Source organism: Nitrosopumilus sp. S6 (assembly GCF_054515815.1).
Window position 1 is genome coordinate 14,486 of the sequence record NZ_JBTNRI010000010.1, and the last position, 21,909, is coordinate 36,394.

Annotated in this window: 24 protein-coding genes and 1 tRNA gene; 15 read left to right on the forward strand and 10 right to left on the reverse strand. The window is 34.3% G+C overall.

What is annotated here, in order from left to right:
- The first annotated feature begins 8 nt into the window (after positions 1–8).
- The 3 genes from ACX12B_RS07360 to ACX12B_RS07370 are packed head-to-tail and all read left to right on the forward strand — an operon-like array spanning position 9 to position 2,511.
- Entirely contained in the window at positions 9–896 is an 888-nt protein-coding gene (locus ACX12B_RS07360) for a methyltransferase domain-containing protein (protein WP_459353376.1), read from the forward strand.
- A gap of 37 nt (positions 897–933) precedes the next feature.
- On the forward strand, positions 934–1,695 hold the full coding sequence (locus tag ACX12B_RS07365) for a DUF432 domain-containing protein (RefSeq protein WP_459353377.1): 762 nt from the start codon (positions 934–936) through the stop codon (positions 1,693–1,695).
- Between the two features lie 3 nt (positions 1,696–1,698).
- Positions 1,699–2,511, forward strand: coding sequence for a mechanosensitive ion channel family protein (locus ACX12B_RS07370; protein WP_459353416.1), 813 nt, complete (start codon positions 1,699–1,701; stop codon positions 2,509–2,511).
- Between the two features lie 116 nt (positions 2,512–2,627).
- On the opposite strand, the gene ACX12B_RS07375 is transcribed toward ACX12B_RS07370, so the two are convergent.
- The 4 genes from ACX12B_RS07375 to ACX12B_RS07390 form a co-directional block, all read right to left on the reverse strand.
- Positions 2,628–2,742, reverse strand: a tRNA-Met gene (locus tag ACX12B_RS07375).
- A 41-nt stretch (positions 2,743–2,783) separates the two neighbouring features.
- Entirely contained in the window at positions 2,784–4,448 is a 1,665-nt protein-coding gene (locus ACX12B_RS07380) for a DNA topoisomerase I (protein ID WP_459353378.1), read from the reverse strand.
- Between the two features lie 77 nt (positions 4,449–4,525).
- Complete coding sequence (locus ACX12B_RS07385; RefSeq protein ID WP_459353379.1) at positions 4,526–5,356, reverse strand: SDR family oxidoreductase; 831 nt, start codon at positions 5,354–5,356, stop codon at positions 4,526–4,528.
- A gap of 39 nt (positions 5,357–5,395) precedes the next feature.
- Positions 5,396–7,906, reverse strand: a complete 2,511-nt coding sequence (locus ACX12B_RS07390) for a DEAD/DEAH box helicase (RefSeq protein WP_459353380.1) — start codon at positions 7,904–7,906, stop codon at positions 5,396–5,398.
- Positions 7,907–8,000: 94 nt separating this feature from the next.
- Between ACX12B_RS07390 and ACX12B_RS07395 the strand changes: the two genes are divergently transcribed.
- On the forward strand, positions 8,001–8,777 hold the full coding sequence (locus ACX12B_RS07395; protein ID WP_459353381.1) for a DNA-methyltransferase: 777 nt from the start codon (positions 8,001–8,003) through the stop codon (positions 8,775–8,777).
- Here ACX12B_RS07395 and ACX12B_RS07400 read toward each other — a convergent pair whose 3' ends face one another.
- Positions 8,778–9,125 carry a Sec-independent protein translocase subunit TatA/TatB gene (locus ACX12B_RS07400; RefSeq protein ID WP_459353382.1) on the reverse strand — a complete coding sequence of 116 codons (348 nt, stop codon included), beginning with the start codon at positions 9,123–9,125 and terminating at the stop codon, positions 8,778–8,780.
- 129 nt (positions 9,126–9,254) lie between these two features.
- On the opposite strand from ACX12B_RS07400, the gene ACX12B_RS07405 reads away from it, so the two are divergent.
- A complete protein-coding gene (locus ACX12B_RS07405; RefSeq protein ID WP_459353383.1) occupies positions 9,255–9,569 on the forward strand; it encodes a P-II family nitrogen regulator in 315 nt (104 codons plus the stop codon).
- Here ACX12B_RS07405 and ACX12B_RS07410 read toward each other — a convergent pair.
- Genes ACX12B_RS07410 through ACX12B_RS07420 form a run of 3 tightly spaced genes read right to left on the reverse strand, consistent with a single transcriptional unit; the run spans position 9,566 to position 12,183 of the window.
- A complete protein-coding gene (locus ACX12B_RS07410) occupies positions 9,566–10,720 on the reverse strand; it encodes an MFS transporter (protein WP_459353384.1) in 1,155 nt (384 codons plus the stop codon). The two genes, ACX12B_RS07405 and ACX12B_RS07410, sit on opposite strands and share 4 nt — an antisense overlap.
- Complete coding sequence (locus ACX12B_RS07415; protein ID WP_459353385.1) at positions 10,717–11,409, reverse strand: class I SAM-dependent methyltransferase; 693 nt, start codon at positions 11,407–11,409, stop codon at positions 10,717–10,719. The genes ACX12B_RS07410 and ACX12B_RS07415 overlap by 4 nt, the downstream gene beginning before the upstream one ends.
- Before the next feature lie 51 nt (positions 11,410–11,460).
- Entirely contained in the window at positions 11,461–12,183 is a 723-nt protein-coding gene (locus ACX12B_RS07420; RefSeq protein WP_459353386.1) for an archaeal proteasome endopeptidase complex subunit alpha, read from the reverse strand.
- A gap of 111 nt (positions 12,184–12,294) precedes the next feature.
- Here ACX12B_RS07420 and ACX12B_RS07425 point away from each other — a divergent pair, with 111 nt between their 5' ends.
- Together ACX12B_RS07425 and ACX12B_RS07430 are read left to right on the forward strand one after the other, a co-directional pair.
- Positions 12,295–12,678 carry an ArsR/SmtB family transcription factor gene (locus ACX12B_RS07425; RefSeq protein WP_459353387.1) on the forward strand — a complete coding sequence of 128 codons (384 nt, stop codon included), beginning with the start codon at positions 12,295–12,297 and terminating at the stop codon, positions 12,676–12,678.
- Positions 12,679–12,753: 75 nt separating this feature from the next.
- Positions 12,754–14,028 carry a Glu/Leu/Phe/Val family dehydrogenase gene (locus tag ACX12B_RS07430; protein ID WP_459353388.1) on the forward strand — a complete coding sequence of 425 codons (1,275 nt, stop codon included), beginning with the start codon at positions 12,754–12,756 and terminating at the stop codon, positions 14,026–14,028.
- Here ACX12B_RS07430 and ACX12B_RS07435 read toward each other — a convergent pair.
- Complete coding sequence (locus ACX12B_RS07435) at positions 14,025–14,402, reverse strand: toprim domain-containing protein (RefSeq protein WP_459353389.1); 378 nt, start codon at positions 14,400–14,402, stop codon at positions 14,025–14,027. The two genes, ACX12B_RS07430 and ACX12B_RS07435, sit on opposite strands and share 4 nt — an antisense overlap.
- A 48-nt stretch (positions 14,403–14,450) precedes the next feature.
- Between ACX12B_RS07435 and ACX12B_RS07440 the strand changes: the two genes are divergently transcribed.
- The 3 genes from ACX12B_RS07440 to ACX12B_RS07450 are packed head-to-tail and all read left to right on the forward strand — an operon-like array spanning position 14,451 to position 18,092.
- Entirely contained in the window at positions 14,451–15,134 is a 684-nt protein-coding gene (locus ACX12B_RS07440) for a type 1 glutamine amidotransferase (protein ID WP_459353417.1), read from the forward strand.
- 42 nt (positions 15,135–15,176) lie between these two features.
- Positions 15,177–17,294 carry a 3-hydroxypropionate--CoA ligase gene (locus tag ACX12B_RS07445; RefSeq protein WP_459353390.1) on the forward strand — a complete coding sequence of 706 codons (2,118 nt, stop codon included), beginning with the start codon at positions 15,177–15,179 and terminating at the stop codon, positions 17,292–17,294.
- 36 nt (positions 17,295–17,330) lie between these two features.
- Complete coding sequence (locus tag ACX12B_RS07450) at positions 17,331–18,092, forward strand: enoyl-CoA hydratase/isomerase family protein (protein WP_459353391.1); 762 nt, start codon at positions 17,331–17,333, stop codon at positions 18,090–18,092.
- A 44-nt stretch (positions 18,093–18,136) separates the two neighbouring features.
- Here ACX12B_RS07450 and ACX12B_RS07455 read toward each other — a convergent pair whose 3' ends face one another.
- Complete coding sequence (locus ACX12B_RS07455) at positions 18,137–18,661, reverse strand: cupredoxin domain-containing protein (protein ID WP_459353392.1); 525 nt, start codon at positions 18,659–18,661, stop codon at positions 18,137–18,139.
- 95 nt (positions 18,662–18,756) lie between these two features.
- Here ACX12B_RS07455 and ACX12B_RS07460 point away from each other — a divergent pair, with 95 nt between their 5' ends.
- The 5 genes from ACX12B_RS07460 to dnaG all read left to right on the forward strand — a co-directional run bounded on the left by ACX12B_RS07460 (position 18,757) and on the right by dnaG (position 21,907).
- Positions 18,757–19,098, forward strand: a complete 342-nt coding sequence (locus ACX12B_RS07460; RefSeq protein ID WP_459353393.1) for an ArsR family transcriptional regulator — start codon at positions 18,757–18,759, stop codon at positions 19,096–19,098.
- A gap of 32 nt (positions 19,099–19,130) precedes the next feature.
- Positions 19,131–19,727 (forward strand): hypothetical protein, encoded by a 597-nt coding sequence (locus tag ACX12B_RS07465; RefSeq protein ID WP_459353394.1) that lies wholly within the window; start codon positions 19,131–19,133, stop codon positions 19,725–19,727.
- 43 nt (positions 19,728–19,770) lie between these two features.
- Complete coding sequence (locus tag ACX12B_RS07470) at positions 19,771–20,169, forward strand: CBS domain-containing protein (RefSeq protein WP_459353395.1); 399 nt, start codon at positions 19,771–19,773, stop codon at positions 20,167–20,169.
- A gap of 91 nt (positions 20,170–20,260) precedes the next feature.
- On the forward strand, positions 20,261–20,611 hold the full coding sequence (gene erpA, locus ACX12B_RS07475; protein WP_459353396.1) for an iron-sulfur cluster insertion protein ErpA: 351 nt from the start codon (positions 20,261–20,263) through the stop codon (positions 20,609–20,611).
- Positions 20,612–20,764: 153 nt separating this feature from the next.
- The gene (dnaG, locus tag ACX12B_RS07480) at positions 20,765–21,907 is read left to right on the forward strand and encodes a DNA primase DnaG (RefSeq protein WP_459353397.1); all 1,143 of its coding nucleotides are present in this window, start codon (positions 20,765–20,767) and stop codon (positions 21,905–21,907) included.
- Positions 21,908–21,909 lie beyond the last annotated feature (2 nt).

Sequence of the window (21,909 nt, forward strand, 5' to 3'; positions counted from 1 at the left end):
TTTTTCATATGTTACAATCAAGTCTTGAATTTTTGAGATGTGTGAAATGTGGCACAAAACTTGAACTTGATGTGTTTGAATCAGAAAAAGAAATTATTGAAGGAATATTACAATGCAAAAAATGTAGATTAGAATTCCCAATTATTCAAAAAATCCCAATACTGTGGAATGATTTTTCAAAATATCTGTCTTCTAGGAGAATTCTTGGAGGAAAACTCTACAAGTTGATTAATTCTCAAAAACTCAAGGAATTCGTAAAAAAATCCTTGAATAAAAAAGACAATGACCGCAGTAATGTTGAGGAAAAGTGGGCTAGGGTTTACCAAAATAGCAGAAATTCAAAATTTTATCTTACAATCAAGAAAAATCTAGATTCATTACCTTCATCAAAGATTGTTTTGGAGCATGGTTGTTCTATTGGAATTCTAACTAGTCATTTGGCAAATTCTAATGAACTAGTCTTTGGTGTGGATCGTTCATTTAGTGCAATCGAATATGCAAAAAAACAATTCAAAGAAAACTTGGATTATTTTGTAGCTGATTCTCTGAGTCCTGTGTTTGGAAAATTACAGTTTGATTTGATTTTGGCTCTAAATGTTCTAGAAATTATTGAACCACGTCTATTGCTCAAATCTATATCAAAACAAATCACAAAAGGTTACTTTGTAATCTCTGATCCTTATGATTTTGATAGAGGACCAGGTTCTGTAAAAAACCCTATTGACGCAATTACTTTACGTACAAATTTGAGTGATATGGGATTCAAAGTTTCAAATTCTACAAAAAACCCGTCATTCATTCCATGGAATCTAAAACTAAATTCACGTGCAACTTTAAACTACAAAGTAGATTTTATTATTGCCCAAAAATCTAGTGCTAACCAAATAACCCCGTAAAACTGGTTTTAATAGAGGAATAAATTTAATTTTGCATATGAGTGATGAATTTGCAAAATATGGAATTTATGACATTTCAGATAGTCTTGATTTAAAATTACCAAAAACTCAAATGCATTTTAAAAGACACGCAGATGGAAGACTCTCATATCATAGGCTAGATTCTTCTAACAAAGAGTTCAGAAAATCAATCTCAGCATCTACAAAAAATACCAAAATTGAGTTATGTCCAGTCTTACCTCTTCATCTCCCAACCAAAAAAACACATGACTTGATATTTCTTAGATTAAACGAATCGATATTTGTAGAAAAAAATTCCACGTCTGATGTTTTGGTTCAATTTCCAATCGAAATAGGGATTTTTCTGTATAATTCTGTGGATAATTCAAAAGAACTCTTTGATTGTTTTACCTGTGAACCAATGCATTCACGTTTTGCCTTGTATGGTACCCCTGAAAAAGGCAATCTTTGCATGTACTCTAAAGTTAAAATTTTAGAAAATGATGATCTGGATCCTTATATTTTTGCAAAAATGAGAATTATTTTTTCTAATGAACTAGAGAAAGGAGTGTCTGTTGGCAAATTGGTTTTTCCAGTAACTAATCACAAAATCTATTATTTGGACAATTCATCTGAGGTTCACATTGACGATGTCAAGTGTAAAATTATTGAAGATGTTAATAAGGAAGTCATCAAAATAAAGAAAAAGGATTTTTCTAACAAAGATAAAGATTGGAAAGTTGTTACTTACTCAAAAAAAGATAAGGTATCATTTGTAATGGATAAGGGGTTTGATTAGTTGGTGTTTGAAATACTAGATACGCCATTAATGGAGGGATTATCAATATGGGGATTACTCATAATTGGAATTTTGGTTTCTGTGGGAGTAATTGTTGCCCGAATTGCTAGAATGATTTTTAACAAAAAATTTGCACCAAATATGCCTGTTCATACTGTAAAGACTCTAAACAAACTGATCTATTATGGAATAATTATCATCTTTCTCTTTGCAGCTACTGCTAGTCAGGGATTTGATATTGGAGGACTCGTTGTAGGGGCAGGATTTTTGGGAATTGTAATTGGATTTGCAGCTCAATCAGTAGTATCTAACATGATCTCAGGTGTTTTCATGTTGATTGAAAAACCAGTCAAACAGGGAGATACTGTAGAAGTAGTTGATGTAAATGTTCTTGGAAAGTTAATTGATATCAATACATTCTCGTCAAAAATTCAACAGTTTGATGGAACTGTAGTACGTATACCTAATGAAAAAATGTTCACATCAAATCTTAGAACATTTAATCTATCTGAAGTGCGACGAAGTGAAGTAACAGTAGGTATTGGATATGGAGAAAATATTGATAATGCAATCGATGTCATTAAAAACGCAATTGAAAAAAATGTAGTTTATTCATTAATGGAACCTGCACCACAATTTTCCATTTCAGAGCTTGCTGATAACAGTGTAAACATCTTGATTCGTATTTGGTATCCTAGAGATGATCTACTTGAAGTAATGCCTAACTTGCTTAAAGTTATCAAGAATGCATTAGATGATGCAGGAATTGAAATTCCTTTCCCACAAAGAGTTGTTTGGGAAGGAAAAGAATCTTAATTATGATTTAATTCACATGTAAGACCAAACTCCATTGCAGTGTTAAATTTTTAGTTTGATATTATAGTTGAATAGAGGAACAATATGCTGGTGAGGGTTTTAAACAAAGTTGTGTGTGCCGGGGGCGAGTTTCGAACTCGCGACCTCCAGATTATGAGTATTGCCTTAGTTGGAGAACCGTTAGAGATTACCAAGCGAACTGGCACTCTAACCAGGCTGAGCTACCCCGGCATAATATATGCCTGAAAATATGGGAAATTAAATGATTCTTTTTAATTTTTAATTTCTTTCCACTTTGCATTTTCATTTTTGACCCAAAGGAATTTCTTTTGAAGTGCTGATGTGTATAGTTTTTCCCATTCTGCACCTACTTCATCGGTCCATGCCTTGAAAACACGTGGATCTATGTAATTTCTAAGTGATGTTCCGAGATTATAATCTCTAGTTTTCTCAGACAAATCAACTTGTAATTTTAATTTCTCAATCCTCTCTTTGTGTTTTTGTTTTTGTTTTTTGATTTGTTCATTTAATGTCTTAATTCTTTTTTCCTTGTTCTTTTTCTGAGTGTCTGTTTTTGGTTCAGTTGATTCTACCTTTTTGAGAGTGAGTTGTGTTTTCTCCCATGCTTTTTCTTTTTCTCTAGTTTTGAGAGTGTCTTTCTTTTTTTGTAATGATTGCTCAAATGTTTTTGGAATGGTTCTTTTGTGATTACACATTATTGCAGCTTCTAGATTTGCCAATTTTGCATGGTATAGTTTCTCATTATCTGATTTTCCTTTCATATTGTCATGGTCAACTAGGTAGTTTTTGACTACTGTTGTTGCAAGATATGTTCTGAATACCTTTGCAGTCAACCCCTTTACTATTCCTGAATAATATGCATTAACATGTCTTGAAGTAATGTCGTGGAAAATCTCGTCTTTAGGTTTTTTCTTTTCAACTAATTTTTTGAGATTTTCTTGGAATTGTTTGTCATGTCCTTCTGCCTTTACTGTTTCTTGCCATCTAACACTATCTTTTCCTAAGAAATCAAACTCTATTGCATCTGCTGTAATTTTGATATGTTCTTTTCTTAGAGTTGTTGCACCAACAGTATCTGCTTCTTCTGGATCCTTTTCATCTCCTACCCTCATAGCAGTTCTGTAAATCAAATAACATGCAGTAGCAATTCTACTGATTTTTGGATCAGAGCTTTTCATATCTTTGACAATTCTATCTTTAATCTTGTCAATCTCTTTTGCAAGTTTTACTGCTTTTTCATATTTTGCCTTGTCTCTATCTTGTTTTAATCCTGCTGTATCTGCAAGCCAAACATATTTTCTTTTTTGTGTGAGAAAGTCCATCCAACTTGCAAGCCACATTGAATCTTTATCGTGAATAATTTTACCCCATTTTCCTTCTGGCACTTTAGCTTCTTTTCCAAGGTTTAGCGTAACATCTTTGGCAGTAACACGTGGTTTCCATCTTCCACGTAGTGGATGTTCTCCTCTACCAATAAAAATTCCTGGAGGTTCTGCCATGTAATTTCCTACCTCTACTTCTTTTCCATCCATAATTGCAACTCCGTATTTTGCTTTGAGTTCTTCACGAAGTTCTTTTCTTTTTGCAGCAATTGCCTTTTTTTCCTCTTTTGTCATCATCTCTTTGAGATCTTTTTCTTTGTCAACTAGTTTGTAAGCATCTGAAAAATCAATATCTTCATATGAAATTTTTTTAAATTTAGAATCTAGAGTTTTTGCAAAATCTACTGTAAAGTTTTTTTGAAAAACTTTATCCTGAGCATATGGAGTGTCTTTCTTTTTTGCCCATTGGTAAATCATCTCTTCTTGGTCTAAATTAAGATCTACTTTTTCTCCCTTGATCTTTATCTTGATTCCTTGTGCTTCATAGGCAGGAGGAAATAAGATTCCGTTGTGTTGTAGCGTTTTCCATTTCATTCTTTTTTCACCTTAAAATTGCGGACTTTGACAAAAATTGGATTCTATGTGTATATCAAGTTAACGTAGGGGTGGTGTTATCCTGGAAAGAGCTCTTTACTCATGTATTTCTCAAATTCTAGGTCTGTTTTCATCTTTTTTGCCTCCATAAACATTGTAGCGTCTGTTCCAACTACATATCTTGGATGCATCTCCTCATCATGAATTACTTTGATGATTACTTCTGCTACTTGTGATGGTGCAGTTCCCATCTGGACCATCATCTTTAGTCCTGCTAGAATATGGTCTGTTAATTCCTTGTATTTTGGATCTGTCTTTGAATCTGGGACTTTCATTGATTCAAAAAAGTTTGTCTTTATCACTCCTGGCTCAATTAGAGTTGTCTTTATTCCAAATTGACCTAGTTCATATCGTAAGCATTCTCCAAATCCTTCTAATGCAAACTTTGAACTAATGTATGCTGGAGAACCTGGTAATCCCATTCTTCCGACAACAGAACTAATGTTGATGATGTTTCCTGAATTCTGATTTCTCATAATTGGAGCAACTTCTTGAATAATTCTTACAATGCTAAAGAAATTAGTTTCAAACTGTTTTCTAAAATCATTAACTGTTACGTCTTCAGTACATCCAAACTGACCATATCCTGCATTATTTACTAAAACATCTAGTCTTCCTGCAGAGTCTATTACTTTTTTAATTGCAGATACAATTGATTCTTCTTTATCAACATCAAGCTCTATTACTTCAATTGGAAGATTATCTTTTTTTGCGGCATTTTCTAATTCCCCTGCTTTTGATAAATCTCGCATACTAGCAAATGTATGATATCCGTCTTTTGCAAGTGCTAATGCTGTTTCTAATCCAATTCCCGAAGAACTTCCAGTTACAAGAGCTACTTTTTCCATGATAATTCTAATTTTTTTGTTATATTTATCCCATTTTGATTATACTAGTGGTTTGTCTCCTTCTGTAGGATCTACTAGTTCTGTTTTCTCACCATTGTTGATTCTCTCCAAAATCTCTAATGCAGAGTATTTGTGCAAATACTCATTGTTATTTCCACATCTGTATGAGAATGTACATCTTGGACATCCAGCTTCATTTTTGCATGGACACTCCTTTACGATGAACATACTTCTTTCAAGTGCTAGCTCAAATCTGTCATAGAGTGCCTTGCTTGCACCGCTGCCACCAATGGCTCCATCATAGATGAAAATCAAGCCTGATGTGCCTAGTGATATACCTCCCAAATCTTGTGATACTCCTCCTGTTATCATGTTACTTCCTTCAATTACCACGTGTTCTGTAGCATGATATCCACTAGCTTCAGTATATTCTTCATCTTCGGATTCTTCCATTACTTTGAGAGGCCTTGGTGCATGAAAGACAATACCCTTTGTAATAAAATCGTATTCTAATGGTGTGTCAAGTAGAACTTTTTCTCCTTGGGTTACTTCTTGTCCAAGCTCGATGTTGACATATCCGTATACTTTTTTCTCAATATGTAATTTACAAAAGGCAACTTCAACTCCATTTGCCACTCTTCTCTCAAACACCGTCTCAATTGTAGGCCACTCTTCAGTTAATGATTTTGTATAATATGGATAGTCTCTAGGAATTTTCTCAATCTTTGCATAATTTTTTTCTGGATAATCAAACTCTTTTACCTTGTAACGAATACCTGCAAGAAAATAGATTGCATCTTTGTGTAATTCCTCTAATGCAATTGGTAGTATTCTGTCTCCAACTTTTTTTCCATTTAAGAAAATATCAATTGATTTTCCTATTCCTCTAATACTATATTCGTTTAGAAGAGAATTGATTTTATCAAAATTTGGAATTATTCTGTTATTGAATTCTTTTAGATTTTCTTTGATAATGTGATGTTCTATTACTTCTTGATGTTCTTTGAGCTCGTGTTTTGAGATTGGTCTGTCACATGCCATTGCCAATATTTGAAATTCTTCAACAAACGGATTCTTGGGATCGATGTATGTTTTTTCAGTGTCTTCAAAATAGTCATCAGGATGATTTTTGTAATACTGTGAAATCGGGTCATTTCCCAATGCCAAAAATGCATATCCTCGCTGACCTTTTCTTGCTGCTCTTCCAATTCTCTGAATTAGTCGATTTACTGGAATTGTTGATGAAATCACACAATCAACATTTCCCACATCTATGCCTAATTCAAGCGTGGGAGTACATGAAATTGCATCAAGCATATCATCTTTGAACTGCTTTTCAACAAATGTTCTATAATTTGCCATAAGTCCTGCCCGGTGAACTTTGATGTTTACTTTTTGCTTTTTTGCCTGAATTGCTAAAAGTTCAGAGTTGAGATGAGAATTGTTGAATACCATTGTCTTGTGTTTTTTTTCAGTAAGTTTCTTTGTGAGTTCTACCATCAAAGCTCTCTGTGTACGAAGTGAGGGAAATAACATTGCAAAATCTGTTTGGCCTTTCTTTCCTGAACCCTGAATCTTTTGCATCTGCTCTCCAAACAATTTCTCACAAAACTCTTTGGCATCTTCAAGTGTAGCTGATGCTGCAACAAATTGCAATTTGTTTCTGCAAATTCTTTTGAGTCTCTTTATGATATAGTGCACATTAGAGCCAAAAATTCCTGAATATACATGGGCTTCATCTATAACTAGAATTTTTGTGGATGTCAGAATTGATGAGAATTTTGTTTGATGCCACATATGATAATGCAGTACATCAAAGTTTGTTACAAGTATCTGTGGTGGATTTTCAATAATATCTCTTCTATCTGTTAATTTTGTGTCTCCATCAAAGACGCTAACTTTGACTCCAATTTTTTCTGCAAACTTTTTGATCTTTGGGAATTGATCTCTTGCAAGTGCCTTTGTTGGATAAACAAAAATTGCAAATACATTTCCTTCACTTGAATCTTTTTTTATTCTTTGAATCACTGGAATCAAAAATGCCTCTGTTTTTCCTGAGGCAGTTGGAGCTTCAATTACAACATTTTCTCCATATGCAATTTCGCCTATTGCATCTTCTTGGAATTTGTAAAACTGTTCAATTCCTAATTCCTTTAGATGCTCTGTAATTGATTCATCTAGTCCTAAATCATCTACTTTGCAGCCCATTTCAGGCTCAGGATTACTCAGAACCTTGTATTGTGAAACATAGTCTTTTTTTGAAAATAGAATTTCTTCAGTTATTTTATCTGGTTTGTTTTTACCAATCATGCTTTTTATTTCACTTTCAGCACGTACAATTCCTTCATCTTTGAGCCCTTCAGCCAGTCCCTTTTCTGTGACTAGTCCTTTATCATATCTTGAAAGAAATTCCAAAAACACCTCGTCTACATTTTTTGAGAATTCTAATAGATCTTCAATTCCACAGTTGCCACATGATACATGCATTTTTTTGTTGAAAGTCTTTTGGATTTCAATTCTGGATTTGCATTTTGGACATGATAGTTTCAAGATCTATTTGCTAAGAAATGATTAGTGATTTATTGTTACTTCACAGTATTTACCCATGACATTATTATGCTAGGAGCCAGTCTTGAATTTAAAAATGAAAAAAATCGAGATTAACAAAATTTACAATCAAAACTGTATAGATGGAATGAATGCCATTCCGAAAAACAAAATTGACTTGATTATCACCGATCCACCTTTTGCTATAAACTTCAAGGCAAAAAAGGCAAATTATAACAGAACCTCATCTCGTGTCCTTTCTGGATATAATGAAATCAAACCTGAGGACTATTATGATTTTACATTCTCTTGGATGAGTGAAGTTTTTCGAATCCTAAAAGATTCTGGAAGCATGTATGTATTTTCTGGATGGAATAATCTCAAAGATATTTTACGTGCCTTAGATGATGTTGGATTTACTACTATTAATCACATCATTTGGAAGTATCAATTCGGTGTGGTAACAAAAAAGAAATTCGTTACATCTCACTATCATTGTCTTTATGTCTGCAAAGATGATAAAAAACGTAAGTTCTTTCCATTTTCTAGGTTCAAAAAAGAGGACAAAACAAAGGATGGTCGCAGTCTTCACTATAAAGACAAAGAAGATGTGTGGGATATCAAAAGAGAATACTGGACTGGTGATGAAAAAACTCCTACTAAACTTCCTTCTGAATTAATCAAAAAACTCTTGGAATACTCTAGTGAAAAAAAAGATATTGTACTTGATCCTTTTCTTGGCTCAGGACAAGTTGCAGTTGTAAGCAAATCGCTTGGTAGGAGATACATTGGATTTGAAATTGTTCCTGATTATTACAAGTTTGCAAAAAAGCGACTTGACAAAGACCTGTATCGAATTAAAAAATCAAACTAATCATTGATTGTTTTCTGGCTCATCTATCTTCTTTTGACCAATTTTATCTGAAATAATTTTTCTCAACTCATCATCTGTTTTTCCATCAACTTTGACTCCTATTGATTTTGCAATGGTCTCTAGTTTTTGTCTCTCTGATTCCACTGGTCCTGAAATCTTTGGTGATTCTTCTGTAACTTCTTTCATACTTTCTTGAATGTCATTTTTTGCCTTGTTGTATTCGTTTACTGCTTTTCCAAGTTTTCGTGCTGCACCTGGAAGCTTTCCTGTACCTAAAATCAAAACTAGTGCTACAAAAATTATGATTATCCATTCACTACCTGCCACATTTAGTGAATAATCTATCATGATCTCACATGTCTTATTTTGAAATTAAACGTAATGTTTGACATTATGCCTGATTGCCAATTTCATCTTTGAATATCATCTTTGAGAATATACTCTATGGTTTAAAGAAATTCAACTATAATTTGGCTTATGAAGAAAATTGAAACAATAGTTCCATCTGGAAAGAAAGATGAAGTTATTGCTGCTATCAAAAAAGTTGGTGTAGGTGGTGTAACTGTTCATCAAGTTCAAGGTCAAGGTGCACAAGATCCTCCTCTAGTTGGAGAGTTCTTCAGCAGAGATATGATAATCTGTGTAGCAGACGATCCTAAAGTAGATGAAATAATCAATGCGGTTGCAAATGTGGCATGTACTGGAACCAAAGGTGACGGTAAGGTCTTTGTTACTGAAGTTGTTGATGCACTAGATATCTGCACTAAAAAACGTGGAACAATGGATATCTAATGGAATACTCTTTGCGGTTCTAGTTTCTTTCTAGACATTATTGCAAGTAGTGCCACTCCGATTCCTATTACACAAAATATCAGATACGGTGTATCGTCTCCCAGAGATTGTGTTATTGGACCTCCAAGCGTTGGTCCTATTGCCCAACCCATTCCAAAGACTGTTTCATACGCACCAATGATTTTTCCTGAAATTCCTTTTTTGGTCTTACTTAGAATTATTTCTAGTGTTAATGGGAAAAATATACTAAAACCAAATCCCATCAAAACTAGTGCAATTCCAAAAGTAATGATGGAATCAGCTACAACTGAAATTGCTAGTCCTGCTGATACTGCAAAAACTGCTGCAATCAAGGTCTGACTTGTTTTTCTTGCAAATTTTCCTGCTAATGCCAATGATACTACACGTGAAATCCCAAAAACAAAAAACAGCAACAAAATGTCAGTGTCTGTCATTCCGTTATCATTTAGAAATGCTGGGTAAATTGTCAAAATTATTCCAAAAGATGATGTGCAAAAAAGCAACAAAATTATGACTTCTGGAAATCTCTTCATTTCTTTGATTGATGAAAATGAAAAATGCTCATGATGATTTCTTACACTCTTTCTTGAAACAAGAATTGATGAAATCAGTGCTGCAGCTAGAATGAATGCTGTAATTTGGAATAGGATTCTATACGTAATATCAAGCCCTTCCAAAAACACTGTACCTAATAGTGGTCCTACCATGAATCCAATGACAAAAAACATTGTAAACCATGAGATGTTTTTCACTCTGTTTTTTTCTGTACTTTCATTTGATATGATGGATTCACATGGTGGCCAGAAGAATGCATGTGCCACACCTGTCAAAATTCTGAACCCCATTATCTCTGGAACTGATTGTGCAATTGATAGAAGGTAAATTGATGCCGAATTAATTGCAGTTCCCAATGCCAAAAGATATCCATTGTTAAATCTGTCAAGAAGAATTCCTACAAACAATGGGATGAACATGTAAGGGATGAAATTAGCTAATCCGATTAATCCGAGTTCAGAATATGTTGCTCCTATGACATTTTTTGCAAATACTGGAAGTATTGGTCCATGTAATCCATATGAAATTCCAATGATCAGACCTGTAATGTTAACTAGAATCAGAACTTTATTCATTTGTATGCTGCAACCATTATTGCTCCGCCCATAAGATCTTTCTCAAATTCCACTCTTGAGAATTTCTCTAACAGCAAACCTTCTAGCTTTTTGTTTTGTGGCCATCTTTTGAAAGTTCCATAAAGTGTTCCAAACTTTAATCCCAGTTTACCTCCTGCAGTAAATGCAAGAATTGGTAGGATACATCTGAGATAAAATGCAACACCTGCCCTGATGAATCCGTTATCTGGTTTTCCCAAATCTACAATCACAAATCGTCCTTCTTTTTTCAAGACTCTATGAATTTCTGAGATTGCAATTCTCAAGTTTATTGCATCTCTTAGGGAATAACCACACAACACTGCATCAAACTCTTCATCTCTAAATGGAATATGTTCAAAAACACCATTTGCCATATCTGGAGTTTTCTCAAAATGTGAACCTGTATTTTTTAGCATTGGAACTAGAGGATCATAAAGTGTCACTGAAATTTTTCCATCAGTTAGTTTCAATGCAGTCTTTGACATGTTGCCAAACCCTGAACCTGCATCAAGTATCTTGTTTCCTGGAAAAACTCTATTTGAAATTCCACGATTACGGTGCTCTACGTCTTTTCCTAATGATATGATTGAATTTACCTTGTCATAAACTGGAATAATTTCTCGAAGTACCTCGATTACTTCGCCCCAATAATTACTTCCTAAACCCATTATCTATCGTCTCATACACTGAAATGAATATCTTTCAAATCTAAAATTTTATTATGGAACAAACTTTGATGCGTTTTGAGAATATTTTTCCAAGTCTGCTTCAGATACTTTCTCAAAGATTTTAGATTCAGTTGAAATTTTTGCCATCTTGATGTCATTGATTCCCTCTTTTTTCTCTGCCTTTAGATTAATTGCTGCAATTGCTAATGCTGCTGCATCTTCTAAACTCAAATCCTCTTTGTAATTTTTCTCCAAGAATGCATTTACATCATCTGAACCTGCTCCAATTGCAATTGCTGCAAATTGAACATAAGTTCCACTAGGATCAGTTACATAGATTGACTCTCCTTTTTGGTCAACACCTGCAATAATCATTGAAACTCCATTTGGACGAACTCCTCCATACTGAGTAAATTGATGAGCTTGGTCTGCTAGATGTTTTGCAACAGTGGCAACCTCTACTGATTCATCATAGGTCATTCTATTTCCCTGTGAGAAGAATCTTGCATTGTCAACTTGAACACGTGCATCTGGAATGTATCCTGCTGCTGCTACTCCAATATGATAATCTACTTGGAAAATTTTCTGTGTAACATCTGTACTTTGTAATGTACGAGGTTTTTCCTCAACTGCTATGATAACTCCTTCTTTACTAAGTACACCAATTGCTAAAGTTCCTCTTTTTACAGTCTCAATAGCATATTCAACTTGGTAAATTCTACCGTCTGGAGAATACATGGTAGGGGTCATATCGTAACCACGTGATGCCATCATGTTATCACGAGTTCATCCTCAGTCAATTTAAGGGTAATTGTCAAGCCTAAATGTGGAAAAGATCTGGAAATAGGGTTTTAAGCAAAATGAGCATATTCCACTTTAAGAAATATGGCAAACCAATTATTGGAATTCAAAGAAATTCTTAGATCTAGACAAGTTTCAGGACAAAGAAAACCCGATAAACAAACTCGAAAATTACTATTTTACTTGTTTACAAGTACTAGGGGTGGATTTACCAGACTACGAATTGTCATGAGCCTTCTTGACAAACCTTACAACACTCACCAACTCTCTCAAGAACTTGAACTTGATTACAAAGCCATACAACATCATATGAAAGTCCTTGAGAAAAATAACATGGTCTCAAAAATTGGTGAAAAATATGGTGCAATATTTCACTTGTCAAATTTTCTTGAAATGAATATCTCTGCACTAGATGAGGCAATTGATAAACTAGATAGAAAATTGAATCACAAGAAAATCTATCTTTAATTCATATAATATGAAACAGCGATCAGAAATTTTAAACCAAACTTATATAATCCGAATCTTTCTAAAACGATCGTCTTGGTAAAGAATGATCCATTTGCTAATGCGACCAAACAAGTCAATGATGCATGTGATATTTTAGGAATTAAAGACAAAGGTTTACGTGAATATCTTGCAATGCCAAATAGAGTACTTAGAGTAAAGATTCCAGTAACAATGGATAATGGAAAAATTAGAGTTTTCACAGGTTTTAGAAGTCAACACAATAATGATAGAGGTCCTTACAAAGGCGGTATTCGATATTTCAATCCTGAGGGTGGCGTTGAGTATATGGAACGTGAAGTTATGGCACTTTCATCATGGATGACTTGGAAATGTGCAATTGTAGATGTTCCTCTAGGTGGAGGAAAAGGCGGTATTTTTGTTAATCCTAAAACTGAAAAACTTAGTGATAATGAATTAGAAAGACTTACCCGTGGATTTGCATATAAAATTTCAGAAGTTATTGGTCCTCAAAAAGATATTCCAGCTCCTGATGTTTACACAACAGGAAAAGAAATGACCCAAATCATGGATACATTTAGTAAATTAAACAACAACAAATATTCTCCAGGTGTTATTACTGGAAAACCAATCTCAATGGGTGGTTCTCTTGCAAGAAACGTTGCAACTGGTTTAGGTGCAGCATACACTGTTAGAGAAGCTGCAAAAGCAATTAAACTAAATCTCAAGGGTGCAAAAGTAGTTTTACAAGGATTTGGAAATGCTTCAACATTTGCAGGTGAGTATCTTGAAAAGATGGGTGCAAAGGTTATTGCAGTTAGTGATTCTAAAGGTTCCATTTTAATTCCAAAAGGTGCCAAAGTCAGTAAAATCTTAGAACACAAACAAAAGAAAGGTAGTGTTGTTGGATTTCCTGGAAGCAAAAAAATCTCAACTGAAGAATTACTTACAACAAAATGTGATGTTCTAGTTCCAGGAGCTTTAGAAAATCAAATTAACGCAAAAATTGCAAATAAACTACAATGTAAAATTATTGCAGAAGCTGCAAACGGCCCAACATTGCCTGAAGCAGATCCTATTATTTACAAAAAGAATATTCTTGTAATTCCTGATATCTTGGCAAACTCTGGTGGTGTGTGTATTTCATACCTAGAATGGGTTCAAAATAACATGGGTTACTATTGGACTTTTGATGAGGTTGCAAACAAGATGGAGAAAAATATCACTCAGGGATTCAAAGATGCTTATGCATTATCAAAGAAACACAAAATCGATATGAGAAAAGCAACCATGGTTTTGGCCGTAGAAAGAGTACTTGAAGCCTTTAACCAAAAAGGTATCTGGCCTTAGGCAAAATAAGACTCGTAACAAACTAGTTGTTCTATAAACATAATTTTCCCTTTTGTAATTTGTCGTAATTTTCTTTTGTATGAAAGATCTAATTTTACTCTTCTTTGCAATAATTGAATTGTCTTTCCAGTAAGGTGTCTTCCTTTTTTGTCTCTGTCAAATAAAAGAATAATTTTTTTATATTTTACAACTGAATCTGCAAAATTATTAATTCCTCCGAATTTATGAAACTCTAAAATTCTTCCTTGATATCCTAATCTTCTTAATGCATTGAAATCTCTTTTCCCTTCAACTACTACAACCCCATCTTTTACAGAATTTAATTGAAGAACAAAATTTTGTAATTCTGAAATCTCTTGTTCTGTAACAAACATACTTCTAAATTTATTTTAACATATTAAGCACTTTTGTTTATGCAAAACATGTCTGATGTATTACTTGTACAAAATACCAGAATTGAAGGTTCTGGATATCTTGGTGACTTGTTAAAAGAAGATGGATTTAACATTACATCTGTTAATGCAAAACATGATAAACTTCCAATCAAAGACTTTTCACTTGTTGTAATTTTGGGAGCTCCTGAAAGTGCAAATGATGATTTACCTTATCTTAAAGAAGAACAACAACTAATCAAAAATTCTGTTGAAAAAAATATTCCTGTTTTGGGAATATGTTTGGGCTCTCAACTAATTGCAAAAACATTTGGTGGTAATGTGTACCCTGGACCAAAAAAAGAAATTGGATTTTACAATGATTTGAAAATTTCAAATGACTCTGGATTCTTTTCAGGATTCAAAGACCCATTTACCGTATTTCATTGGCATGGTGACACCTTTGATTTACCTGAAGATGCTATCAAATTAGCCTCATCTGAGCACTATCCAAATCAAGCATTTCGATACAAAAGTGCAGTTGGATTGCAATTTCATTTGGAAGTAAATGAAGAGATGGTGAATCTTTGGCTGGATAATACTAAAGAAAAACTGCAAAACATTCCTTATATCGATCCAAAAAAAATTCGTTCTGATATTGATGAAAATATTTCAATTGTAAAATCGAATATGAAGAATTTTTACAACAATTTCAAATCGGAATTTCAACTTTGACCAAAGTTTAATATACTGAGTTTTGATTTCATCGATCGAACAATGGCTGCAGTTAAGAAAATTTTTGATGAAATTATCGAAACTGATCACAAAGTCATTACTGAAGAAACTTCCAAATCTATTCTCAAAACTTATGGTGTTAAAGTACCCCCTTATGCATTAGTAACTTCTGCTGAAGAAGCAGCAAAACAAGCAAAGAAGATTGGATTTCCACTTGTAATGAAAGTAGTATCTCCTCAAATCTTACACAAAACTGATGTTGGTGGAGTAAAAGTTGGTTTAGACAATGTCAATGATGTGAAAAAGACATTCACTGACATGTATGGAAGACTTTCTAAAAAGAAAGGCGTTGATGTTAAAGGAATTCTTTTGGAAAAAATGGTTCCAAAAGGTGTTGAACTAATTGTAGGTATTCAAAACGATTCCCAATTTGGTCCAATCATTATGGTTGGAATGGGTGGTATTATGACAGAAGTTATGAAAGATGTTGCATTTAGAATGTTACCAATTACAACTTCTGATGCAAAATCAATGTTAAACGAACTCAAGGGCTCAAAACTCCTCAAAGGATTCAGAGGAAGTGAACCAATTGATACTAACATGGTTGCAAAAATGTTGGTAGATATTGGAAAATTAGGCGTAGAAAATGCCGATTACATTAACAGTATCGACTTTAACCCAGTAATTGTATATCCAAAATCACACTATGTTGTCGATGCAAAAATTATTCTAAACAAAGAGAAGAAAAAAGACTCTATCTCAAAAGCAAAACCAAACATTACAGATATGGAGACATTCTTTACTCCAAAATCTGTTGCACTAGTAGGAGCTTCTGCAAGTCCAGGAAAGATTGGTAACTCTATCTTAGATAGTTTGGTAAATTATGATTTCAAAGGAAAGGTTTACCCAATTAATCCAAAGGCAGATAAAATCTTTGGACAAAAATGTTATCCTTCAGTAGCTGATATTCCTGGTGATGTTGATCTAGTTGTAGTTTCAGTTGATTTATCCATGACCCCTCCAGTCTTGGAAGACTGTGCAAAGAAAGGAGTTCACAGTGTTGTAATTGTATCTGGTGGAGGAAAAGAACTTGGTGGTGAAAGAGCAGCATATGAAGCTGAAGTTGCAAGATTATCTATAAAACACAAAATCAGAATTATTGGTCCAAACTGTATTGGTATGTTCAATGCTGCAAACCGTCTTGATTGTGCATTCCAAGGACAAGAAAGAATGCTTCGCTCAAAACTTGGTCCTGTAGCATTCTTCTCACAAAGTGGAACAATGGGAATTAGCATGTTAGAAAGTGCTGATGTATTTGGATTATCAAAAATGATCAGTTTTGGTAATCGTTCTGATGTTGATGAAGCAGACATGATTTGGTATGCTGCAAATGATCCTCAAACTAAAGTAATTGGATTATATGTTGAAGGATTTGGTGATGGTAGAAAATTCATCAATGTCGCAAAACGTGTAATGAAAGAGAAAAAGAAACCAATTGTTATTTGGAAGAGTGGAAGAACTGCTGCTGGTGCAAAACAAGCTGCATCTCACACAGGCTCACTTGGTGGTTCAAATGCAATCATCATGGGTGCATTCAAACAAGCAGGAATTATTTCAGTTGACAGTTATCAGGAATTAGCTGGAGTACTAAAGGCACTAGCATGGCAACCAGCTGCTAAAGGCAACAAAGTTGCTATGACAAGTAATGGTGCAGGCCCAATGATTGGTGGAATTGATCAACTAGAAAAATTCGGTTTAACTATTGGAAAACTATCTCCAGCAAACGTCAAAAAAATGAAAGCACACTTTCCACCTGCAGTCCCAATTCACAATGGTAATCCTGCAGATGTTGGTGGTGGCGCTACTGCAGAAGATTATAGATTTGTTATTCAACAGTTCATGGATGAAAAGAATGTCGATATTGCAATGCCTTGGTTTGTATTCCAAGATGACCCTCTCGAAGAAACAATAGTTGATCATCTAGCTGATTTCCAAAAGAAAAGAAAAAAGCCACTTTTGTGTGGTGGTAATGGCGGTCCATATACTGAAAAAATGATAAAATTAATTGAGAAACACAATGTCCCAGTTTACCAAGACCTCAGAACTTGGGTTGCAGCAGCAGCTGCGCTATACCAATGGGGAAAACTTTCTAAAAAATAGATAACATTTAAGTCTCGCATGGCTTGACAAATTTTCATGTCACTAGTTACCACATCTACTTCTGATGGCATTTGTACTGTCAAAATCAACAGACCTGACAAACTCAATGCTATGAACACTGATGTTGCAAAAGAACTAATCAAAACTTTTGAAGAACTAAATCATAATGATGATGTCAAAGTTATCATTTTGACTGGTGAAGGTGAAAAAGCATTTTCTGCTGGAGCAGACATTGAATACATGTCAAAAATTTCTGCAGATGAATCAGTAGAATATGCAAAAACTGGTCAACTTGTTACTGCAACAGTTGAATTAGTTAAACAACCAACAATTGCAGCCATTAATGGTTTTGCATTAGGTGGCGGTTGTGAACTTGCAATGTCATGTGATATTAGAATAGCAGCAGATTCTGCTAGACTAGGCCAACCAGAAGTAACAATTGGTGTCCCTCCTGGATGGGGTGGAACACAAAGATTGATGAGAATTGTGGGAATAGCAAAGGCAAAAGAACTTGTTTACACAGGTAAAATGATCAAAGCAGATGAAGCAAAAGAGATTGGTCTTGTAAACCATGTCGTTCCTCTTGCGTCATTACAAGAAGAAGCTTTGAAAATGGCACAACAAATTGCTGCAAACTCTACTATGGGTGTACAGATGTCCAAAGTTGCAATCAACAAGGGAAGAAATGCAGATCTTGATACAGGTCTTGGATTAGAAATCCTTGCTTGGAGAAACTGCTTTACACATCCAGACAGACAAGAGAGAATGACTGCATTTGTTAACAAGTCAAAGAAATAGCTATTTCCTATTTCCTTCTTATTTTATTAATTATTTTCTCAACTCTAGGATACTGTAACTAATCCAACTCGCCATGGATGGAATGAACAATAGTATTTGTAAACACCTTCTTCTTCAAATGTGAATTCAAATCTGTCCCCTGTGTTTAGTGGTGGACTGTTAACCATTTGTGTGACCTTTCCATTTGCATCTATGCTTTGGATATTATGTGGTACTGAATCATCATTTACCCATGTAACTGTACTACCAACAGGAATCTCTAGATTCAATGGTGAGTAGAATCCTGCACCTGTAACATCAAAGTTTCCGTTTGGAATTATAACCTGCGGATTAACTGCTTGTGGAATTGGTTCCTCTATACTGTCTATTACTATGACTTTGTTTTCAATCAAGAATTTTATCATGTTGAGAAATTCCCCTTCAGATACAATTCCTTCGCCATACCATAATGCTGTGTTTTTTACCCATTCAGGAACTGATTCTGCATTTGCAAAATTGACTGAAATAGACACTACTGAAATCGAAAAAACTAAAATCAAAACTGATACAACTTTTGGTATACGATTCATACTGCATGTAAAATTATGTATGATTTATAGGATATGTGTGCAGTGTCTTGCAATGTGTACTCCTTCATTTTATTCTATTATTCAATATGATCACCATGCAAGAATTAATCCAAACAAGAAAAATAATGGATGATGAGAGAAAGCAAGTAATTTTAGAAGTCCTAGCTGACAAATACTGCAAACAAATCCTTCATGATACACTAGCAAAACCAAAATCTGCAATGGAATTATCTAGTGACAAAAAAATTCCCATTAGTACTGTATATCGAAGATTACAAACACTATATGATGCAAAATTACTTGCAATCTCTGGTTCCATCAATGAGGATGGAAAGAAATACTTTCTTTACAAAAGTAAGGTAAAATCCATATCTCTTCAATGTAATTTGGAAGAAACAGTTCTAGAAATTGTTCCTAACTCGTCTAGTACGAGTTAACTATCATTTTATAATTGAAGAACTGAAATAACATGAAAGAAAAATTGGTTTCAAATAGGCAGACCCATAACCAAAAGAAAGAATCCACTCGTAGTATTACCTATAGACTTCCTGAAAAATTAGTTAATGAATTGGAAACTGAAGCTACGATGAAAAATATATCTCAAAATGTACTTGTAAAACAAATTCTAGAAAAATATGTTCAATGGGATAGATTCTCAAATAAAGTGGGAATGATTCCCGTTCCAAAAGGTATCTTAGAATCTTTGGGCAGTGAACTTGATGGAAAAGATATTGATGAAATCGTTACACTGATCTTTCCAATGATTAAAGATACTGTTATGTTTATCAAAGGTGGTTATGACCTTAAGCGCTGTATTGAAACCTTAGAAGATTACATGAAGGCATCTGGAATGAATTCTGATCATAGGGTTGAAGGTGACAGGCATATATTTTTGATTCAACATGAACTTGGAATGAAGTGGTCTGTTTTTACAGAGCAATTACTCACACAAGTCTTTCGTAGTTTCTTACCTGATAAAGAATTAAAATTCCAAACAACTGACTCTACTGTAATTCTAACTATCCGTTTAGGTTCTGATTTTAATGAACATGATTATCATGATTGAAATTCAATAATCCTTTGAAATATTACTTTACATAACACTTAACATGACTTCTGGTACTGTACAACAAAAAACTACTGTGAAAGAAATTATGAATAATTCTGTTTTATCAATTGATTCATCAGTTTCAGCAACTGATGCTGCAAAAATGATGGAGGATTCTGGTGTTGGAGCAATTACCGTTTTAGAAAATGGTTCTCCAATTGGAATTGTAACTGATAGGGATTTTGCAATAAAAATAACTGCCCACTCTTATCCTATTGATACGCCAGTTAGGCGAATAATGTCCTCTCCATTGATTTCCATTGATCCTGATTCTGATCTTTGGACTGCCTCTGATTTAATGTCTACACGAAATGTTAGAAAATTACCTGTAATTGATGATGATAGGGTTGTTGGCATAATTACCTCTAGTGATCTTGTCAAACATATTGCTGATCACTAAAATTCTGGTTAAAAACAACTAATTCTCTTGAATTACTAGTATGTTGGGTTGCAAAAGCTTATTATATTTAAAAACGACTTTTTTGTTCATTATGGCAACTGAACAAACACAAAAGATGATCACAGTTACTTCAAAAGCAGCTGAGAAAATCAAAGAATTCATGAAAGAAGAAGCAGAATCTCCTGAATACCTTAGAGTATATGTTCAAGGTGGAGGCTGTTCTGGTTTGTCTTACGGAATGGGCTTTGAAAAAGCACCAGAAGAAGATGACCTAGTCATGGAAGAAAATGGTGTAAAACTATTAGTTGACAGTTACAGCGTTGACCATCTACAAGGTGCAAACGTTGACTATATTGAAAGCCTAATGGGTTCTGGATTTAAGATTAACAATCCAAATGTTACAAAATCCTGTTCATGCGGTCATTCATTTAGTACTGAATAAACACACCATCATTTTTCATTTTTACATTATCTAGTGTTTGCATTACCTGCAGATTTTTTAAAAAATTCTAGTTTTTCAGTGTAAATTTTTGCGATACCCTCATATATCGAATACAGAGAGTCAAAACATGATAATTAAGGAGATGAATAATTTATGCCTCAATCAGGAATTGTCAAATATCATGTTAAACTTTCCTATGAAGTTGATGGGCTCGTTGAAAGAGCAGATATAATCGGAGCCATCTTCGGCCAAACAGAAGGACTGTTGGGCCCTGAGATGAATCTGAATGAACTGCAACGAGTTTCAAAAGTAGGTCGCATTGAAGTAAGTGCTAAAACTACTGCAAACACCACTAATGGTGAAGCGTTAATTCCTATGAGTACTGATATTGATACTTGTGCATTGATTGCAGCTGGAATTGAGAGCATTGACAAAGTTGGTCCATTTGATTGTAAATTCACATTAGAAGCAATTGATGATGTACGTGCTGCAAAGAAAGATGACATTGTAAAACGTGCAAAAGAAATCAAGCAAAAATGGGCAACTAAAACTGTTAGTGAAGGAGAAAGCATGCTAAATGATGTCCATCAAGGTGATTCTAAAAAATTATCCACATATGGGCCATCCAAACTCACATGTAGTTCTGGTCTAGCTGATTCAAACTGGGTAATTCTAGTTGAAGGAAGAGCAGATGTAATCAATCTTCTCAGAGCTGGATATGACAATGCTCTTGCAATTGAAGGTGCAAAAATAGATGAGTCTATCAAAGAATTATGTAGTTCTAAAGACACTGTTGTAGCATTCTTAGATGGTGATAGAGCAGGTGGGTTTATTCTCAAAGAACTAAAATCCGTTGTTCCAATTGATTATGAACTACAAGCTGACAATGATGTTGAAGTTGAAGAATTAACTCCGCAAAGAATAGATGAGATTCTAAGTCCTATTGCTGAAGAAATCAAAAGTGGAAAACCCGCACCTTCACTCAAAAGTGAAGATGACAAACCACTTGCAGAAATGGCAGCAAAAGTTTTTCCAACTCTAAATGAAACTCTTGAAGCTGTTGCATTAGATGGTGACAATAATGAAATCTTTAAGGTTCCAATTAGTGAAGTTGTCAGTAAACTATCAACACAATCTGGAATCAAATATCTTCTATTAGATGGAATCATCACTCAGAGACTTTTAGAGGGTGCCAAAAATGCAGGAATTGAATGTGTAGTTGGACACAGAGTAGCAAAACTATCAAACTCTGATGGAATGACTCTCAAAACATTCGGTGAACTGGGCGTAGCATAGGA

Coding starts and splice junctions, on each gene's coding strand:
- ACX12B_RS07395 (WP_459353381.1), top strand. CDS start 8,001: ATGAAAAAAATCGAGATTAACAAAATTTACAATCAAAACTGTATAGAT.
- ACX12B_RS07405 (WP_459353383.1), top strand. CDS start 9,255: ATGAAGAAAATTGAAACAATAGTTCCATCTGGAAAGAAAGATGAAGTT.
- ACX12B_RS07415 (WP_459353385.1), bottom strand. CDS start 11,409: ATGGGTTTAGGAAGTAATTATTGGGGCGAAGTAATCGAGGTACTTCGA.
- ACX12B_RS07455 (WP_459353392.1), bottom strand. CDS start 18,661: ATGAATCGTATACCAAAAGTTGTATCAGTTTTGATTTTAGTTTTTTCG.
- ACX12B_RS07360 (WP_459353376.1), top strand. CDS start 9: ATGTTACAATCAAGTCTTGAATTTTTGAGATGTGTGAAATGTGGCACA.
- ACX12B_RS07470 (WP_459353395.1), top strand. CDS start 19,771: ATGACTTCTGGTACTGTACAACAAAAAACTACTGTGAAAGAAATTATG.
- ACX12B_RS07460 (WP_459353393.1), top strand. CDS start 18,757: ATGCAAGAATTAATCCAAACAAGAAAAATAATGGATGATGAGAGAAAG.
- ACX12B_RS07420 (WP_459353386.1), bottom strand. CDS start 12,183: ATGATGGCATCACGTGGTTACGATATGACCCCTACCATGTATTCTCCA.
- ACX12B_RS07435 (WP_459353389.1), bottom strand. CDS start 14,402: ATGTTTGTTACAGAACAAGAGATTTCAGAATTACAAAATTTTGTTCTT.
- ACX12B_RS07400 (WP_459353382.1), bottom strand. CDS start 9,125: ATGATAGATTATTCACTAAATGTGGCAGGTAGTGAATGGATAATCATA.
- erpA (WP_459353396.1), top strand. CDS start 20,261: ATGGCAACTGAACAAACACAAAAGATGATCACAGTTACTTCAAAAGCA.
- ACX12B_RS07425 (WP_459353387.1), top strand. CDS start 12,295: ATGGCAAACCAATTATTGGAATTCAAAGAAATTCTTAGATCTAGACAA.
- dnaG (WP_459353397.1), top strand. CDS start 20,765: ATGCCTCAATCAGGAATTGTCAAATATCATGTTAAACTTTCCTATGAA.
- ACX12B_RS07440 (WP_459353417.1), top strand. CDS start 14,451: ATGTCTGATGTATTACTTGTACAAAATACCAGAATTGAAGGTTCTGGA.
- ACX12B_RS07465 (WP_459353394.1), top strand. CDS start 19,131: ATGAAAGAAAAATTGGTTTCAAATAGGCAGACCCATAACCAAAAGAAA.
- ACX12B_RS07450 (WP_459353391.1), top strand. CDS start 17,331: ATGTCACTAGTTACCACATCTACTTCTGATGGCATTTGTACTGTCAAA.
- ACX12B_RS07380 (WP_459353378.1), bottom strand. CDS start 4,448: ATGAAATGGAAAACGCTACAACACAACGGAATCTTATTTCCTCCTGCC.
- ACX12B_RS07410 (WP_459353384.1), bottom strand. CDS start 10,720: ATGAATAAAGTTCTGATTCTAGTTAACATTACAGGTCTGATCATTGGA.
- ACX12B_RS07445 (WP_459353390.1), top strand. CDS start 15,177: ATGGCTGCAGTTAAGAAAATTTTTGATGAAATTATCGAAACTGATCAC.
- ACX12B_RS07365 (WP_459353377.1), top strand. CDS start 934: ATGAGTGATGAATTTGCAAAATATGGAATTTATGACATTTCAGATAGT.
- ACX12B_RS07385 (WP_459353379.1), bottom strand. CDS start 5,356: ATGGAAAAAGTAGCTCTTGTAACTGGAAGTTCTTCGGGAATTGGATTA.